15 protein-coding genes and 2 pseudogenes are annotated in these 15,256 nt (G+C 72.2%); 5 read left to right on the top strand and 12 right to left on the bottom strand.

Going from position 1 to position 15,256, the window contains the following annotated elements; genetic code table 11:
• Positions 1-34: 34 nt before the first annotated feature.
• The 3 genes from KCH48_RS36080 to KCH48_RS36070 form a co-directional block, all read right to left on the bottom strand.
• Positions 35-409, bottom strand: a complete 375-nt coding sequence (locus tag KCH48_RS36080; protein WP_210581261.1) for a hypothetical protein — start codon at positions 407-409, stop codon at positions 35-37.
• A complete protein-coding gene (locus KCH48_RS36075) occupies positions 406-603 on the bottom strand; it encodes a hypothetical protein (protein ID WP_210581260.1) in 198 nt (65 codons plus the stop codon). The genes KCH48_RS36080 and KCH48_RS36075 overlap by 4 nt, the downstream gene beginning before the upstream one ends.
• A 177-nt stretch (positions 604-780) precedes the next feature.
• The gene (locus tag KCH48_RS36070; RefSeq protein ID WP_210581258.1) at positions 781-930 is read right to left on the bottom strand and encodes a hypothetical protein; all 150 of its coding nucleotides are present in this window, start codon (positions 928-930) and stop codon (positions 781-783) included.
• Between the two features lie 185 nt (positions 931-1,115).
• Between KCH48_RS36070 and KCH48_RS36065 the strand changes: the two genes are divergently transcribed.
• From KCH48_RS36065 to KCH48_RS36055, 3 genes are all read left to right on the top strand, one after another.
• Positions 1,116-1,310, top strand: a complete 195-nt coding sequence (locus KCH48_RS36065) for a hypothetical protein (protein ID WP_210581256.1) — start codon at positions 1,116-1,118, stop codon at positions 1,308-1,310.
• A 43-nt stretch (positions 1,311-1,353) separates the two neighbouring features.
• Positions 1,354-1,854: a GtrA family protein gene (locus KCH48_RS36060; RefSeq protein WP_246886404.1), complete on the top strand. Its 501-nt coding sequence runs from the start codon at positions 1,354-1,356 to the stop codon at positions 1,852-1,854.
• Between the two features lie 471 nt (positions 1,855-2,325).
• A complete protein-coding gene (locus tag KCH48_RS36055; protein WP_210581254.1) occupies positions 2,326-2,982 on the top strand; it encodes a DUF5701 family protein in 657 nt (218 codons plus the stop codon).
• A 159-nt stretch (positions 2,983-3,141) separates the two neighbouring features.
• On the opposite strand, the gene KCH48_RS36050 is transcribed toward KCH48_RS36055, so the two are convergent.
• The 6 genes and pseudogenes from KCH48_RS36050 to KCH48_RS36020 form a co-directional block, all read right to left on the bottom strand.
• Entirely contained in the window at positions 3,142-3,918 is a 777-nt protein-coding gene (locus KCH48_RS36050; protein WP_210581252.1) for a sigma factor-like helix-turn-helix DNA-binding protein, read from the bottom strand.
• An 856-nt stretch (positions 3,919-4,774) separates the two neighbouring features.
• Entirely contained in the window at positions 4,775-5,698 is a 924-nt protein-coding gene (locus KCH48_RS36045; RefSeq protein ID WP_210581250.1) for an RNA polymerase sigma-70 factor, read from the bottom strand.
• A 341-nt stretch (positions 5,699-6,039) separates the two neighbouring features.
• On the bottom strand, positions 6,040-6,702 hold the full coding sequence (locus KCH48_RS36040; RefSeq protein ID WP_210581248.1) for a response regulator transcription factor: 663 nt from the start codon (positions 6,700-6,702) through the stop codon (positions 6,040-6,042).
• On the bottom strand, positions 6,699-7,112 hold the full coding sequence (locus tag KCH48_RS36035; RefSeq protein ID WP_210581246.1) for a hypothetical protein: 414 nt from the start codon (positions 7,110-7,112) through the stop codon (positions 6,699-6,701). The genes KCH48_RS36040 and KCH48_RS36035 overlap by 4 nt, the downstream gene beginning before the upstream one ends.
• Positions 7,113-7,168: 56 nt before the next feature.
• A complete protein-coding gene (locus KCH48_RS36030) occupies positions 7,169-7,915 on the bottom strand; it encodes a sigma factor-like helix-turn-helix DNA-binding protein (protein ID WP_210581245.1) in 747 nt (248 codons plus the stop codon).
• Positions 7,916-8,563: 648 nt separating this feature from the next.
• A pseudogene (locus KCH48_RS36020) lies at positions 8,564-9,100 on the bottom strand (RNA polymerase subunit sigma-70); the annotation flags it as partial.
• Positions 9,101-9,175: 75 nt separating this feature from the next.
• Here KCH48_RS36020 and KCH48_RS36015 point away from each other — a divergent pair.
• Positions 9,176-9,751 carry an IS607 family transposase gene (locus KCH48_RS36015; protein WP_210581241.1) on the top strand — a complete coding sequence of 192 codons (576 nt, stop codon included), beginning with the start codon at positions 9,176-9,178 and terminating at the stop codon, positions 9,749-9,751.
• Positions 9,744-11,348: a transposase gene (locus tag KCH48_RS36010; protein ID WP_210581239.1), complete on the top strand. Its 1,605-nt coding sequence runs from the start codon at positions 9,744-9,746 to the stop codon at positions 11,346-11,348. Before KCH48_RS36015 ends, KCH48_RS36010 begins: the two co-directional genes overlap by 8 nt.
• Before the next feature lie 83 nt (positions 11,349-11,431).
• On the opposite strand, the pseudogene KCH48_RS36005 reads toward KCH48_RS36010, so the two are convergent.
• The 3 genes and pseudogenes from KCH48_RS36005 to KCH48_RS35995 form a co-directional block, all read right to left on the bottom strand.
• Positions 11,432-11,719 (bottom strand): annotated as a pseudogene (locus KCH48_RS36005) (sigma factor); the annotation flags it as partial.
• A gap of 10 nt (positions 11,720-11,729) precedes the next feature.
• Positions 11,730-12,944, bottom strand: a complete 1,215-nt coding sequence (locus KCH48_RS36000; protein ID WP_210581237.1) for an NAD(P)/FAD-dependent oxidoreductase — start codon at positions 12,942-12,944, stop codon at positions 11,730-11,732.
• A gap of 344 nt (positions 12,945-13,288) precedes the next feature.
• Positions 13,289-14,806, bottom strand: a complete 1,518-nt coding sequence (locus KCH48_RS35995; protein ID WP_210581235.1) for an FAD-dependent oxidoreductase — start codon at positions 14,804-14,806, stop codon at positions 13,289-13,291.
• Positions 14,807-15,256 lie beyond the last annotated feature (450 nt).

Below are 15,256 nucleotides of genomic sequence, written 5' to 3'. Positions count from 1 at the left end.
GGACGACCCTCGCGAGCAGCGCTCGGGTTGACTCTTAAGGCAACGTCGATCGGCCCTGATCGCGAAGACCCGGCCGGCTTACGCGCGGCGTAGCTCGGCCTCCTTGATGAGCAAGCCCGCGCCGAGCATGACCACGGCCGACCAACCCGCCTCGCGCACCGGTCGGCTGAGCCGGAATGACGCGGGTGACCCGGCGTTTCGGCTTCGAGTCCGGCGCGAACCCGCTTGTCTGCGGCGTGCGTTGCCCGACCTCGACGTCGACGCCCGGGGTGCGGCCATGGGCAGTGACGGCGTTCTTGAACCCGGCGTCCACCCAGCCCTGGGTCACGCCCGTGCTGCCGGCAGCCACCTTGTTGAGCAGTGTGATGCCGGTGGCGTTGTCGTGGACGGATCCGGCGACCACGATCACGGCGATGAGCAGTCCGGCGCGTCAGTGACGATGCCCCGCTTGCAGCCCCGGCTCTTCTTGCCCGGATCCAGTCCGGTCTTCTCCTGGAGCGCGTTGAGCAAGGCACCCACGGCCTGGTCGGTGCCGTCGTCACGCCACTTGCCGTAGTAGTGGACGGCGGTGCAGGGCGGAGGCCGTGCGGCAGGCAGCGCCACCGCCGGCCCACCGGGCCTGATACAGGCTGGCGTTGACCATCTCCCCCCTCCCGTGGCGGCCCTCACGCCCGCTCACCGAAGGATGCCCGCCTCTTCCGGGCCCACCACGGCGCCGTCCGCGCGCCCGTCGGGGGCTCCGCCCAGCGCGCCACCACCAGAGAGTGACCCAGGCCACTTTCAGGTGTTCTTGGCGCGGAGGCGCCGCCCGTGTGCGGATTGAGTGACGTATCCGCCGGTCTGCACGCTGAAAGAGCTCAGTGCGTCCGCTCCCTCGCCCGCGTCCCGGCGGGACGCCCGTGCTGCCGGGTCGACCCCGGGGCCCGGCATAGCGTTCACCTCCATTCATTGCAATGAACGAAGCAGACACTGTTGCATTACATCCAGAGTCGTTGCAACGATTTCTCGGCTTTAACCTGCGTTTATGATGAATGTGCGCAACGATTCTGTTGCCGGATCATTGAATGCAACGTAGCGTTTCTGTCATCAGAAACGACGAGTCGAAGGATCACCCCATGAAGCAGTACGCCACCTCCGCCCCCGTCTCCGTCGTCCTCGGCATCCCCGCCGACCGCACCGACACCACCGTCGAGGTCCTGCCCGCCGGCTCCCGCGTCGAGGCGAAGGCGGCCGACGCCGAGTTCCGCGGCGCCGGCTTCACCCTCTACGCCACCACCCAGCACGGCGACATCACGGCCCGCAGCCTGTAAGGCCCCCAACGCCCCTGACGCCCCGCCAGAAAGGAGCACGCCCATGACGTCGCCACGCGCGTGCCGGCCCGGGCCGGCGACGCCGGCCGGCCCCGGACCCCTCGCCTCGTTCCTGCGGTTCGTGCTCTTCGGAGGCGGCATCGGAGTCCTGTCCAGCTTCGCCGTGCCGCTGCTGGCTCTGGCCATGCCCTGGGCGGTCTCGAACGCGGTCATCACCGCCGCCTCCACCCTGCTGTGCACCGAGCTCCACGCCCGCTACACCTTCGCCACAGGGCGCGGCGCTAGCTGGCGGGAGCACGGGCAGTCGGCGGGCTCGGCCGTCGCCGCCTATCTGGCGACCAGCATGGCCGTGTACGTCCTGCATCTGGTGCAGCCCTCCCCCGGCCTGCCGGCCGAGCAGATCGTCTACCTCGGCGCCTGCGGTCTGGCCGGTACGGCCCGCTTCGTCGTCCTGCGTCTGTACGTCTTCGCCGCCCGCCGCGGCCGGGCCCACCGGCCCCTGACACAGCAGGGGCCGGTGGCCGCGTCCGTCCTCGCGGCATAGGTCATCCCCCCGGTGTGCGACGAGACGGTGACACACGTCGCCAGGCCGATCGAACCGCCCGCTGCAGCGAGTTGAGAACGCTGGCGGTCCTGGCCGTGGTCCCGCGCGTGTGGCCGGCCGCCAGCCGCCGGTGCTGGCCCTCTCGCCGTCCGCGCGGAGCCGAGCGGGATCTGTGCGGGAGGCAACCACGGGTCGCACCGCGTGAGTTCACCCGGCTCACCGGTTGCGTGAGAGGCGGGTCCGCAGTCCGGGAGAGCGGCCGCAGCCGCGCGCCGTTCCGGGCCATGGGCTGCCCTCGGGAACCGGGCCACCGGCCCCGGCTCACCGGCCGTACAGGCATCGCCGACGGCTGAAAGCCGCGTCTGGCGCGACGTCACACCGCGCTGGGAACATGCCGTCAGGCCAGAGTCGTTGATCTCAAGTCCCACTGCTGAAGACCGGTTGAATCCGCCCCGCGAACCGAGGAGTGCCTTGCCCGACACGTCATCCGCCGCCGCGTCCTCCCCTCTCCCGCAGCTCACCGCCCAGGCAGAGCACCTGATCGAGCTTGGGGTGCATGAGCTCGCGGGGATACCCGCCGACGCGCTGCGTACGTTCGCCGAGGACGCCGGCAGTGCCGGCGGCGATGCCCTGCTCGCCGTCCACCCGGACCGCGCCCCCGCCTCCGTCCTCGCACCGCTGCTCCGCCACGAGGGCAAGCCCGGCTTCGTCGTCACCGACATGCCCGACGTCGACCGCTTCGCCCCCCACGCCGTCGAGCTGCCTGACGCTCCCCTCTACCTCGTCGCCGGCCTCGACCGCGGCGACCACCTGGCCAACTGGAGCCCCAACGAGGCCCTGCCCGCCCTGTCCAAGGAGGACCGCACCCCGCTGCTGCTCACCGAGGGCATCCACTGGGTGCTCCAGCAGCCGGCCGTCCTCGAACGCAACCGCTGCTTCATGACCATCGGCTCCCGGCTGCGCAAGGCGAACGGCACCCTGGACGCCCGCACCCCGGCGATCTGGATCAGCAACGGCACAGGGCGGGACGGCTCGAAGCGGCGCAACGCCCCGAAGGTCGGCTGGTGCTGGTGGGGCAACCGCCACACCTGGCTGGGCTTCGCCTCCGCCACGAGCCGCGGGCACTAGCTTCCCCGCCAGCAGGCGGCCCGCAGCCTGACGCCGCGTCCACCGGCGCCCCTCGCTTCGCCCGGCGAGCGGTCCGCGTTCGAAGCGGGCGTCAGGAGCCGCCGGCTGGATTTTCGGTGTCCCCAGCGCACGTGTGGGCGTGTGGGGAGGTGTGGCGGCTCAGCGGGCCCGGTTCGCCTCGCGGATGATCGCGTAGGCCTCGGCCACGGGATCCGGGCGCCCGGGCTCGTCGGGGTTGACGACGAAGTGGATCTCTTTGATCCGTCCTTCGAAGACGTCGAGTGCCAGGGCGTTGAGGATCTTGCCGTTGCGGTCGCGGAAGACCGAACCGGGCCGGCCGTTGACCAGGCGCTCTTCCAGCGTGACGCCGACGTGCAGCAGCGCAGGGACGATCGCCGCGAGCAGCCGGGCCACGTTGTGGGCGCCGGCTATGTAGGAGGGCCAGGGCAGGGGCTCGCGGCCACCGTCGCTGGCCAGGGCGATCGCGGCGACGAGCTGGCGGCAGGCGGCCTGCGAGCACCCTATGGCCGATGCGATCTCGCGGATGCTGCACCCGAACGCCTCCCGCAGCACGAAGACCGCGCGCTCGAGCGGGGAGAGCCGCTCGAGCACCAGCAGGGCCGCCGTCAGCAGCGAGTCGGCCAGCTCCACCGGCCGCTCGGGGTCCTGACGGAAGCCACCCAGCAGCGGCTCGGCGGGCCAGGGCCCGCCAGGCCCCTCCCGGCGCAGGTGGGCCGACCGCAGGGCATCGGTACTGATCCGGGTGACCTCGGCCGCGAGATGGCCCTCGGTCGACGCGGGCCGCGTCGGGGTGGCCGCCCAGCGCAGCCAGGTCGCCTGGACGGCGTCGTCCGCCTCGCTCGCGCTGCCCAGGATCCGGTGGGCGATCGCGAACAGCAGCGGCCGCAGCTCCTCGAACTCCTCGGTCCGTCTCACCGGCTCCTCCTAGAAATTCCTGCGGGCTCCCGCTCGCTCCCGGCCGCCGCTGGTGGCCGCGGTCATCCGAGGTATGCCGGCCGCGCGGAAGGGGCTCCGCCGTCGCCCGGGCATCGCGCCCGCCCCGGGCAGGCGGTCCGGACGGCTGTCCCACGCGGTGCGCAGGCAGTCGGGAAACGGATCGTGGACGGCCCTCGCCCCCCGGTGCTCAAGGCGGGCGTGCCCGCCGTCGGGGGATGAGAGCGGCGGGCACGCCCAGGGGGGACTTGCGGGCTCCACCCTAGGAGCGGCAGGCCGGCAAGTCCCGTACGTGCTGCGGAACTTCGAGCTCAGTTGCGGCACGGTTCCAGACCCAGCGGCCGCCTGCCGTGCCTGGGGCGCGCAGTGTCCGCGGAGGAACCCGATGACCGCTCGCGGACGAGGGAGGGCTGCACGCGGCCGCGGCTCGTAATGCGGTTCAGCCAGGTGTCTTCGGCTGCGGGCGTGCAGCGTCAGCGGGGCACAAGGGGGGCCGGCCCCGGCAGGCACGGCGGGACGCTGCTCGCGCCCGGCCTGTTAGGTCCGGCCGGTCCGCGCCTGCGGGCAGTCGGGACGTCTCCTGCGGACCGCGGCGCCGCAGCGGTTCGGCCCGCAGGCCGGTGCCCGCCTCATCCGGCTCCTGGTGCGGCCGCCGGACGCACCACGCCGCCAGTCCCGCACGCACAGACCCGTGCGCGGCGTCACGTTCCCCGTCCGCGGCGTCCTGCTCCGGCAGCACCCTTGCGAACCGGTATCCCCCCGGTCGGCCATCGCGTCCCTGGACGCCGGGGCAGCGTCCGGACACCGTCCGCGCCCGGCGGCGTGGGGGCTGGGGTGGTCAGTTGGTGCAGCGGCGTGCCTGTCGTACTTCGCGGTCGAGTGCCCAGGCGTCCGCGACCGGGCCCAGGTGGGCGAGCTTGTCCGGGTTGATGACCGAGTGGATCGTCTGGATCTGCCCGTCGCGTATGTCGAGTGTCCAGATGGTGAGGACCTTGCCGTCCCGGTCGCGGAAGATCGCGCCGGGCTGGCCGTTCACCTCGTGCGGCTGCACCGTCACGTCCACCCGCATGAGCGCGTCGACGAACAGGGCGAGCAGCCGGGCCGCGTTGCCGGCGCCGGCGATGGTCCTGGCCAGTTGCGGTGCCTTCCCGCCGCCGTCCCCGATCACCTGGATGTCGGCGGCGAGCAGGTCGAGCAGGCAGTCGACGTCGCCTTCCCTCAGAGCGGCGAAGAACCGCTCGGCGAGCTCCTCGCGCTGGCGGCGGTCGGCCACGAAACGCGGGCGTCCGGCGTCCATGTGGCGGCGTGCGCGCACCGCGAGCTGGCGGCACGCGGACTGCGAGCGTCCCAGTGCGGAGGCGATCTCCGGGAAGCCGAAGGAGAACACGTCCCGCAGGACGAAGACCGCGCGCTCCGGCGGGCTGAGCCGTTCCAGCAGCAGCAGAGCGGCCATCGACAGCGAGTCGGCCAGCTCCGCGGACCGGGCCGGGTCCTCGTAGGGGTCGGTGAGCAGGGGTTCGGGCAGCCACTGCCCGACGTACTGCTCGCGTCGCACGCGCGCCGAGCGCAGGACGTCGATCGAGATCCGGGTCACGGTGGCCGAGAGGAAGGCCTTGGCCGACCGGGGCTGGGTCGGGGAGGCGTCGAAGCGCAGCCAGGTCTCCTGGACCGCGTCCTCGGCCTCGCTCACGCTGCCCAGGATCCGGTAGGCGATCGAGGACAGCAGCGGCCGCAGTTCCTCGAACTCCTTGGTCCGCCTCATGCCGGCTCCTCCGTCAAGCCCTGCCGCCACGGCGGGCAGCGCAGGGGTCGGCCGAGGCCCCGCTTGCGGCTGCCGTCGGCATCTGGGACGAGGCCCCCGCCCCGTCGGTGACATGGCGGGGGACATGGAACGCACGGCGCGGCGCGGGCGGCGCGGCCCCGGCGGCGTCTGCCGCCCTCACGAGGCGGCGACCGTGGTGGGGCTCGTCTGCCGTGCCCGGCCGTATGGTCCGCCTGGTGCACGGGGTGCGACCGTATGCGCCGTGCCCCGCGCCTGCGGCACACGGATGGGCGGCTGAGTGAGCCCGATGGGCGGGCCTGCCGGGCCGGCTCGGTGCCAGGTCAGTGCTCATGGGGGGCGACCAGTCCGGATGCGTAGGCGTGGGCCACGAGTTGGGTGCGGCCGCGGGCGCGGAGTTTGGACTTGGCCCGCTCGATATAGGACTTCGCGGTCAGCGGGCTGATCACCATACGGTCGGCGATCTGGCGGGTGGAAAGCCCCTGCGCGACCAAGGTGACGGCCTCGCGTTCCCGCCCGGTCAGCTCTGCCAGGCCGGCCGCGGCGGGGATGCGGTGCGGCTGGGCGAAGAGCCGGCTGAGCACGGTGCGGGTGACGCAGGGGGCGAGCAGGGCGTCGCCGCGCGCGATGACGCGTACGGCGTGCACGAGGTCGTCGGGCGCGATGTCCTTGACGAGGAATCCGGCGGCGCCGGCGCTCAGCGCGTCGAAGACGTCGTCGTCGGGGCCGTAGCTGGTCAGGATGACGACACGGACCCGGGCCAGGGCCGGGTCGGCGGCGATGCGGCGGGTCGCCTCGATGCCGTCGAGGACGGGCATCTGGATGTCGGTGAGGACGATGTCGGGCAGGTGCTTGCGTGCGAGTTCCAGGGTCTGCTGCCCGTGGGCGGCCTCGGCCACCACCTCGATGTCGTCCTCGGCGTCCAGGAGCGCGCCCAGTCCGCTGCGCAGCAGCGGCTGACCGTCGGCGAGCAGGATGCGGATCATGCCGCGCGGTGCGGGGCCGGCCGGGCTCGGAACACGGCCCCGCAGCCGGTGATGCGCTCGCCCGCACACCGAAGGCCACGGCGGGCTGTCCTGGGCCGCTGCTCGAGGCCGTGCCGGGTGCCCCTGGCTTCCTGCCCGGCCTTTTGCTCGCGCCCCGTCGCTTCGAGCAGGACGTGCCGCTGCTCTTGACCGCCGTGACGGCGGCAACGGCGGCCGGCGTCCGTCACCCGTGCGCGCGGGCCGCTGTCCACGCACAGGACCGCGGTGCCCGCAGCCCGTGCGGCGATCGCCTCGACGCGCGGCCGGCGGTGTTGACGGCGGAGCCGGCTGATCGCCGTCTGCGCGTGGGCGGCCGGGTGGGCCTGTCGCCGGCGGGCGCAGCTCTTGGCCGCAGGGGCACTGCTCGTCATGCTGCCTCGTCTTCCTCGTCGTTGATGCGGCAGGATCCGGGGCCCTCAGCGCGGGGTCAGGTGGCGCCGGGGGCGTGTGCTGCCGGACCGCGGGAAGCACTGGGGTGGATCACCCAGCGGATGGTCTGGATCTGGCCGTCGAGGATGTCGAACGCCAGGGCGCTGAGGATCGTGCCGTGGCGGTCGCGGAAGACTGCGCCGGGGCCGTGGTGCACCTGCTGCGGCTCCATGGTGACGCCGATGCGGACCAGCGCGGGGACCATCGCGGCCAGCACCCGGGCCACATGCTCCGCGCCGACGATGAGCCTCGGCCAGCGCAGAGCCATGCCTCCGTGGTCCGCTTGCGACACAGCGGCGGCGAGCTGGTCACAGGCCGCCTCGGAGGACCCCACGGCCGATGCGATCTGCGACAGGCCGCACCCGAAGACCTCCCGCAGCACGAAAACCGCGCGCTCGAGCGGGGACAGACGCTCCAGCAGCAGCACGGCCGCCGTCGACAACGACTCGGCAGGCTCCACCGGCTGCTCCCGGTCCTGGCCGGCGTCGCTCATCAGCGGCTCGGAAGACCACGGCCCGGCGGGCTTGTCCCGCTGGACGCGGGCCGAACGCCGCAAGCCGACCGAGATCCGGGTCACGGTGGCCGGCAGGAACGCCCTGCCCGGCATGGGCAGCGTGAGGGCGGCCTCGTAGCGCAGCCAGGCCTCGTGCACCGCGTCCTCGGCCGCGGGCCGGCTGCCCAGGATCCGGTGGGCGATCGAGAACAGCAGGGGCCGCAGCTCCTTGAACTCCTCGTTCCGGCTCACCCACGCCCCTCCTTGAATCCAGGCCGCCTGGGCGGACCCTGTATGTCCCGGCCGTGCTTTCCTCCGCCGTGCAGGCTGCCCCGCCCCCCGGTCGTCCCGTCCCCGCGCCACGGCCTGTCCGGCCGGCTGCGGGGTATCCCGCCCCGGCCACCACTCCCCCTGGGCCTCCCGCCGGCTGTGTGCCGGCCGGCGGCCGGCGTACAGCGGGCGGGAGGGCGGGGGCAGGAAGCCGGCACGGGCAGAAAACGGCGCCCGCCCGTCTCCCGGAGGGGGTGCGGAGGCGAGCGGACGCAACACCAGGCAGAACCAACCTAGGGGCGGCACCCCACCACGTCCCGCAGCGTCTACGGAACCTCGAGCTCCGTAGGAGCGGAACTCAAGCGCACGCCGCCGCAGCGATGTCCTGGGCATCCGGCTGCCCGTGCCAAGGCGTTCGTCTCCACCACGCCCGGCCGTGCCGTGGCAGCACGCGCTCGCCCCCGGGCGAACCGCCATGAAACGGCCTCGGGAAACATCCACGTGCCCCGGACCGCGTCGATCCCGGCCCGGCCGCGCCCGGCCGGATCATCGAGCACGCAGCCGGCCACGGCCCCAACGCCTGCGCACAGAGGCGCCTCTGCGCCTGCGCAGAGGCGGCCGGGACCCCTCTCACCACTGGCCGACGGCCGCCGGGTCTGCCTCGTGCTGCCGCCACATCCCGGTGAGGCGGGCGAGCCGCTGCGTGGCGGCGAAGCCGTGCAGCGCCGCCACCTTGCCGTCGCTGATCTCGAACGCCGTGGCGCCCACGATCCGGTCGCCGAGCACGACGAGCACGGCGGGCCAGCCGTTGACCTGCCCGAGGTGGATCGCGGGCGAGCCGCCGGCCAGGCGCCGCTTCGCGGGAGTGGGCCTGAAGGCGGACCGCATCACGGTGGCGACCCGCGCGGGGCTCTCGTAGCGCCACAGCGTCCTGGACAGGCCCGCGCCGTCGGAGAGGGCGGTCGCGTCGTCGGTGAGGAGCGCCACCAGACGTTCGGCACGCCCCGAGGACGCGGCGGCAAGGAACTCCTCGAGGACCTTGCGCGCGGACGCCGGGTCCACCTCACCGCCGCCGCGGCGCGCGGCGGCGATCCGGCGCCGGGCCCGGTGGACGTACTGCTGGCTCGCGGACTGCGAGATGTCGAGGATCTGGGCGATCTCGCAGTGGGGGTCTCCACCTGCTGGTCCTCGATGTCGGGTAAGTGAGCGTAACCATGTATGAGTGAGTGTCGTTGTCAGAGCGTGAATCTGACGGAATGGGCGAAGACGCAGGGCGTGCATCCGCAGACCGCGTATCGCTGGTTCCGTGAGGGGACGTTGCCGGTACCGGCTCAGCGGGTCGGGCCACGCACGATCCTGGTGAACATCGACGCGAACACCACGCCTGAGGCCATCGGCGGTGTGGGCCTGTATGCCCGCGTGTCCTCGCACGATCAGAAGAGCGATCTGGAACACCAGGTCGCACGATTGTCGGCGTGGGCGGTGAAGGCCGGTCACCGGGTCGTCCGTGTGGAGGCGGAGGTCGCTTCCGGGATGAACGGCTGCCGTTCCAGGGCCCGGCGTCTGCTGGCCGACCCGAACGTGACCTGCGTGGTGGTGGAGCACAAGGACCGGCTCGGCCGGATGAACGTCGAGCTTGTCGAGGCCGCCTTGTCCGCGACGGGCCGTCGCCTGCTGGTGCTGGACGACGGCGAGGTCGAAGACGACCTGGTGCCGGACATGGTGGAGGTGCTGACGTCGTTGTGCGCCCGCCTGTACGGGCGCAGGTCGGCGAAGAACCGCGCCCGCAAGGCACTGGAAGCCGCCGCACATGGCTGACCTCCGCCGGATCGCCGCGCCGTTCGTCGCTCCCGGCCCCTCCGGTGTGGCGGTACGTACCCGGCTCAAGGACCTCACGCCTGAGGACGAGACGGTTTTGCGCTGGGTGGGTGCGCACTTGGGCTCGCTCGCCTCGAAGGACCTCAAAGCGCGTTGCGCTGACGGATTGGAGCACTCCACCGAGTCATGGGCGGCTCGCAAGGGGGACCTGACGGCCCAGTCGTCGTCCAGGTGGGCCGGGTCGATCACGAGGGCCACGCATGACCAGTGGGCGCTCGCCCGGCGCGGCCAGGCCGCGCACGTGCAGTCCCTCGAAGCGGGTATCACGACGATCCGGCACCGGCTGTCGCTGCCGGTCGGTCAGAAGGGCACCAAGCGGGCTCCGGGAGGCTACCGCTCCGCGCACGAGTGGTTTAACAAAGCACGCCGCCTGCATGTGCTGGAGGACCGGTTCGAGCAGGTCCGGGCCGACCGGGAAGCGGGCCGGGTGCATGTTGTGCGGGGCGGTAAGCATTTGCTGGGCGCCCGTCACCACCTCGACAAGGCGCCGCTCACCGAGGCCGATTGGCGTGAGCGGTGGGAAGCCGGGCGCTGGTTCCTCCAGGCGGACGGCGAGTCGGGGAAGAGGTTCGGCAACGAGACGATTCGCATCACGCCCGAGGGCGGAGTGTCGATCAAGCTCCCGGCTCCGCTCGCAGACCTGGCGAACGCCAAGCACGGCCGGTACGTACTCGCCGCGCAGGTGCGGTTCCCTCACCGGGGACAGGAGTGGGCGGACCGGGCGGAGGCGAACCGGGCCGTGGCCTACCGCATCCACTACGACACGGGACGGGGCCGCTGGTATGTGACGGCCTCCTGGCAGATCCCGGTCTCCCGGACCATTCCGATGACCGCCGCCCTCGCACACGGTGTGATCGGCGTCGACATGAACGCCAATCACCTCGCGGCCTGGCGCCTCGACGCCCACGGCAACCCGACCGGGAAGCCGCGCCGGTTCTTGTTCGACCTCACGGGTAGCGCGCAGCACCGCGACGCCCAGGTCCGGCACGCCCTCACGCGGCTGCTGAACTGGGCCAAAACCTGCGGCGTCAAAGCCATCGCGGTCGAAGACCTCGACTTCCAGGCCGAGAAAACCAGAGAGAAGCACGGACGCAAGCGCCGATTCCGGCATCTCATCTCCGGCATGCCGACCGGCAAGCTCCGCGCCCGGCTGACCTCCATGGCCGACGCCACAGGTATCGCGATCATCGCCGTGGACCCGGCCTACACCAGCAAGTGGGGCGCCCAGCACTGGCAAAAGCCGATGACCGGCCCCACCCGTAAGACCACCCGGCACGATGCGGCCAGCATCGCGATCGGACGACGCGCTCAGGGACACCCGATCCGGCGACGGACGACACCGCCCCGTGCACACCAGAGCGATGTGTACGGGCATCGGACCGTCCAGGCCGACCGGCGTGTCCCCGGGCGTGAGGGACCCCGCCCCCGCATCCCCGGACCACGGACACGATCCGTGCCGCCGGACGCGGCGAGTACGCGGGCAACCAGGACACCCAACACCGTTCGGGGCGTCCGCAGTGAGCAGGAATGGATCTAAGACCCACTCCTGCTCACTGATGAGGAACGGTAGGAGAACGCCTCGCGCAGACCCTGATGGAGCGGCTCTCCCCGGTGGAACGGGGGGCCGAGCATCGGATCGCCGTCGAGAAGCGGCTCGGGCATCCAGACGCCGGCCGCGCGTTCCCGGCGCACCGGCGCCGAGCGGAGCCGGTCCAGGCACAGGTTGGTGACGACTTTGGTCAGCCACGCTTGAGGCACCTCGATCCGTTCCCGGTCGGCGGCGTGCCGGCGCAGGTACGCGTCCTGCACGATGTCCTCGGCGTCGGCCGCCGAGCCGAGCAGACGGTACGCGAGCGAGGCCGGCCGCGCCCGGCCGGCCTCGAAGCGGTCAGCGACGGCGCTGTCCATGCAGGCGGCCTTATGCGGCGGCGTTCCCGGGCGCGGCGGCAGCGGTCGTGGCGGCGGCGGCCGTCGTGGCGGCGGTCAGGCGGCGCTTGCGCTTGGGCATGCCGAAGGTCGGATGCGAGACGCCCCACAGGCTGGCCTTGAGGACGCCCGCCTTCAGCCGCGCGGCCTTGCGGCCGCCCACGAACCAGGACTTCGCCTCTGCGTCGCCGTCGACCATCTGGAAGATCGCGTCGTGCCAGCCGAGGCTGATGTGGTTGCCGATGTAGGTCTTCTTGACGCTGGGGACCCGGCGTCCGGTCAGCCGTGCCACGATCGCGTCCGTCGCCTGCATGTTGGTGTGTCCCGCCGAGGCGCAGGACATCGGCAGCGGCCGGCCGTTCGCGCCGATCGCGTACGCGCTGTCGCCCGCGGCGTAGATGTCCGGGTGCGACAGCGAGCGCATGGTGTCGTCGACGACGATCCGGCCGTCCTCGGTGACCTCGAGACCGGCGGCGGCCGCGATGGGGTCGACGGCGAACCCGCCCGTCCACACGGTCGCGTCGGCCGGGATGGAGGTGCCGTCGCCGCCGACCGCGTACCGCGCCTGGACGGCTTCGATGGTGGTGTGCTCGTGGACGGTGATGCCCAGGCGGTCGAAGGCTTCTCGCAGGTGGCGCCGGGCCCCCGGGCAGAGCCAGGCTCCCAGCTCGCCACGGGCGGCGAGCGCCACGCACAGACCGGGACGCGACTCGGCGATCTCGGTGGCGGTCTCGATGCCAGTCAGGCCCTCGCCGACGACCAGCACGGTGGCGCCGGGGCCCAGGCTGTCCAGGCGGGCGCGCAGCCGCAGCGCGGAGGCCCGTCCCGCGACGTCGAAGGCGTGCTCGGCCACCCCGGGGACACCGTGGTCGGCGACCCGGCTGCCGAGCGTGTACAGCAGCGTGTCGTACCCGAGCTCGCCGTCACCGTCCTCGCCGGTCACGGCGACGGTCCTGCGCTGCGGGTCCACCGCGCTGACGCGCGCCACGCGCAGCCGTACCCCGGTGCCCGCGAACACGTCGGCGAGCGGCACGGTCGCCGGCTGGCGGCCGGCCGCGAGCTGGTGCAGGCGCATCCGCTCGACGAAGACCGGCTCGGCGTTGACGACGGTGATCTCGGTGTCGGCGGGCGAGAGGCGGCGGGCCAGGCTCCCGGCGGCGAAAGCCCCGGCGTAGCCGGCGCCGAGGACGAGGATGCGGTGCTTCATGGTGAGGCTCCTGTCTGAATCGCTTGCCCCTTGAGCGGGACAGCGCAGCGATTCCTGACAGGAGCCGGGTGTGAGGTGGGTCACTGGCCGGTGCGGTGGCCGGGGGCGCGCCGGCGCCCGGCAGCTCTCGGCGGGCGGTCCGCGGGGATCGGCTGGTGCGGTCGGCCGGCGAGTGCCGGTGCGGCCGGAGGGCTACGTCTTCCCGGGCGGCGGCGTCCCGGCCCGCACGCCCGCGGGGCCCGGCGCCGTGCTGATCATGCCGCTCGTCCTGGCCGCCCGTCGCCCGCCGGCAGGCGGCCGGCTGCTTCTCTCCGGCGCCGGAGAGAAGCCGTCCCGGGCCGGGCTCAGCTGCCGATGCTCTGCGGGTGCCGGAAGAAGTCCGGCGCGTCGTAGCGGCGTTTGACCGAGACCAGCCGGGAGTAGTTCTCGGCGTAGTAGGCCTGCCGCCAGTCCCCCAGGTCCGGGTTGGGGAAGTTGAGGTACGACTCGCCGCTGGAGAGCGGGTCGATGACACGGAAGGCGCGGGTGGGCCACACCATGGCGGCCTCGGCCTCCTCCGCGGGGGGCTGCCCGGTGGGCAGCAGGGTCGCGCAGGCCACGAAGAACTCCGCGCCGCGGTGCACATACGCGGTCTGTGCGCGGGGGACCTCGTTGGCGACTCCGCCCAGTGCCGTGAAGTACAGGTAGGTGGTGTGGCCCGGCCGGCGGCTGGCTTCGAAGGCGGCGAGCAGGTCGGCCACCCCGGAGCTGCCGGTGGGACGGTCGAGCAGCCGGGTCCGCTCCCGCAGGAAGGGAGTGCGCTGGATCTTGGCGTCCGGGTTCGTGCCGACGCGGTGGCACTCCTGCACCGTGTACTGCTCGCAGATGTAGGCGGCCTTCATCGCCACGTCGTACGGGAGGTCCTGGACCGTACGGAGAGTGGGGGTGGCACCCGCCTCGGCGGCCAGTTCGTTCAGGGCCTGCTCGATCTGGGATGGCGGCCCGTGGTAGCCGCCGTTGATCTTGATGATCGGCACATTGCCCGGGGCGCCGTCGCGCAGGAGCACGTTCAGGGTCGAACCCAGGTTGTTCGAGCCGCTGGAGCACCACTGCTGCCAGGCCGTGATGACCTCCTGGGCCTTGTCCCACGGCCACAGGGTGTCGAAGTACACCATGCGGGGGGACGGTATCGGACGTACCTCGAAGTCGACGGCCACGCCGAAGTTGCCGCCGCCGCCACCGCGTATGGCCCAGAAGAGGTCGGGGTTGACCTCCTCGCAGGCGCGCACGATGGAGCCGTCCGAGAGGACCATCCGGGCCGAGACGAGGCGGTCACTGCCGATCCCGAACTTCCGTGCCTGAAAGCCGATGCCCCCGCCCGAGAGATAGCCGCCCTGGCGGATCGTGGCGCAGGTGCCCGTGACGATCTGCCTGTTGTAGGGCTTGAGCGCGGCCAGCGCGTCGATGTTCTGCACCCCGGGGCCGAGCCGCACCGTGTGGTGGCCGACCGAGACACGGTTCAGCCGGGACACGTCGAGGACCATGCCCTGGCCGGTGGACCAGCCGGCCAGACTGTGGCCGCCGCTGCGGGTGTGTACCGCGATGTCGTGGTCACGGGCGAACGTGATGGCCCGGCTCACGTCCCGGGGAGTGGCGCAGTAGACGATCGCCTGCGGTGTGACGGCGTCGAGCTCCACCAGAACGCCTTGCTTGGAGGAGGCGTAGGCCTGGTCCCAGGGCAGCACCACATCCCCCGTCAGATGCCTGCGCAGCTGCCCCCACGTGCCTTCGCTTCCGTATACCGGCCTCACCGACGACCCGACAGTGGCAGCCGCGAGCGCCACGCTGCCACCACCGCGAAGAAGGGATCGTCTACTCAGCATCGTTCCTCCAATGGGCGGCCCTGACGAGCCGGTTGGGGTGTGGGTCCTGCTGCGGCCACCGGCCACCGGCGTCGCAGCCGCAGGAGGTGTGTCGCCGGCCTGGTCGACGGGGCTGCTGCCGGACGCTTCCCCTGCGGCGACGGGCGGCCAAGCTCCCCCGGGGTTTTGCTTGCTTTGGGCAGTGGTGATGGGTGCGCCGTTGGAATTGCGGAATCCACCCTAGGAGCAGCTGATCAGAAACCCTCGCCCGCCCTGCGGAATGTCGAGTTCAGCTGCAGCACGATTCCAGGCCGCGCCGCCGCACCGGGATCCTGCCGCTCTCCCGAACCTGTTTCAGTGGATTTTCCACTGAGCAATCTGGGCGATGACATCGGGGAAAACGCCCCCGCATTCTGGTCTTTGAAGCGTGTTCTGCGTGCGTGGAGGAGTTCTTCACGCGAATCGCTGGTG

The sequence above is a fragment of the Streptomyces sp. GESEQ-4 genome (assembly GCF_017948455.1).
Classification (GTDB): Bacteria; Actinomycetota; Actinomycetes; order Streptomycetales; family Streptomycetaceae; genus Streptomyces.
Note: the sequence above shows the minus strand (reverse complement) of the source record. Positions and strands in the feature narration are given on the sequence as shown.

Excerpts from the sequence above, each read along its gene's own strand:
- KCH48_RS36010 (WP_210581239.1), top strand. The coding sequence starts at position 9,744 with ATGGCTGACCTCCGCCGGATCGCCGCGCCGTTCGTCGCTCCCGGCCCC.
- KCH48_RS35995 (WP_210581235.1), bottom strand. The coding sequence starts at position 14,806 with ATGCTGAGTAGACGATCCCTTCTTCGCGGTGGTGGCAGCGTGGCGCTC.
- KCH48_RS36000 (WP_210581237.1), bottom strand. The coding sequence starts at position 12,944 with ATGAAGCACCGCATCCTCGTCCTCGGCGCCGGCTACGCCGGGGCTTTC.
- KCH48_RS36035 (WP_210581246.1), bottom strand. The coding sequence starts at position 7,112 with ATGACGAGCAGTGCCCCTGCGGCCAAGAGCTGCGCCCGCCGGCGACAG.
- KCH48_RS36070 (WP_210581258.1), bottom strand. The coding sequence starts at position 930 with ATGCCGGGCCCCGGGGTCGACCCGGCAGCACGGGCGTCCCGCCGGGAC.
- KCH48_RS36045 (WP_210581250.1), bottom strand. The coding sequence starts at position 5,698 with ATGAGGCGGACCAAGGAGTTCGAGGAACTGCGGCCGCTGCTGTCCTCG.
- KCH48_RS36060 (WP_246886404.1), top strand. The coding sequence starts at position 1,354 with ATGACGTCGCCACGCGCGTGCCGGCCCGGGCCGGCGACGCCGGCCGGC.
- KCH48_RS36065 (WP_210581256.1), top strand. The coding sequence starts at position 1,116 with ATGAAGCAGTACGCCACCTCCGCCCCCGTCTCCGTCGTCCTCGGCATC.
- KCH48_RS36040 (WP_210581248.1), bottom strand. The coding sequence starts at position 6,702 with ATGATCCGCATCCTGCTCGCCGACGGTCAGCCGCTGCTGCGCAGCGGA.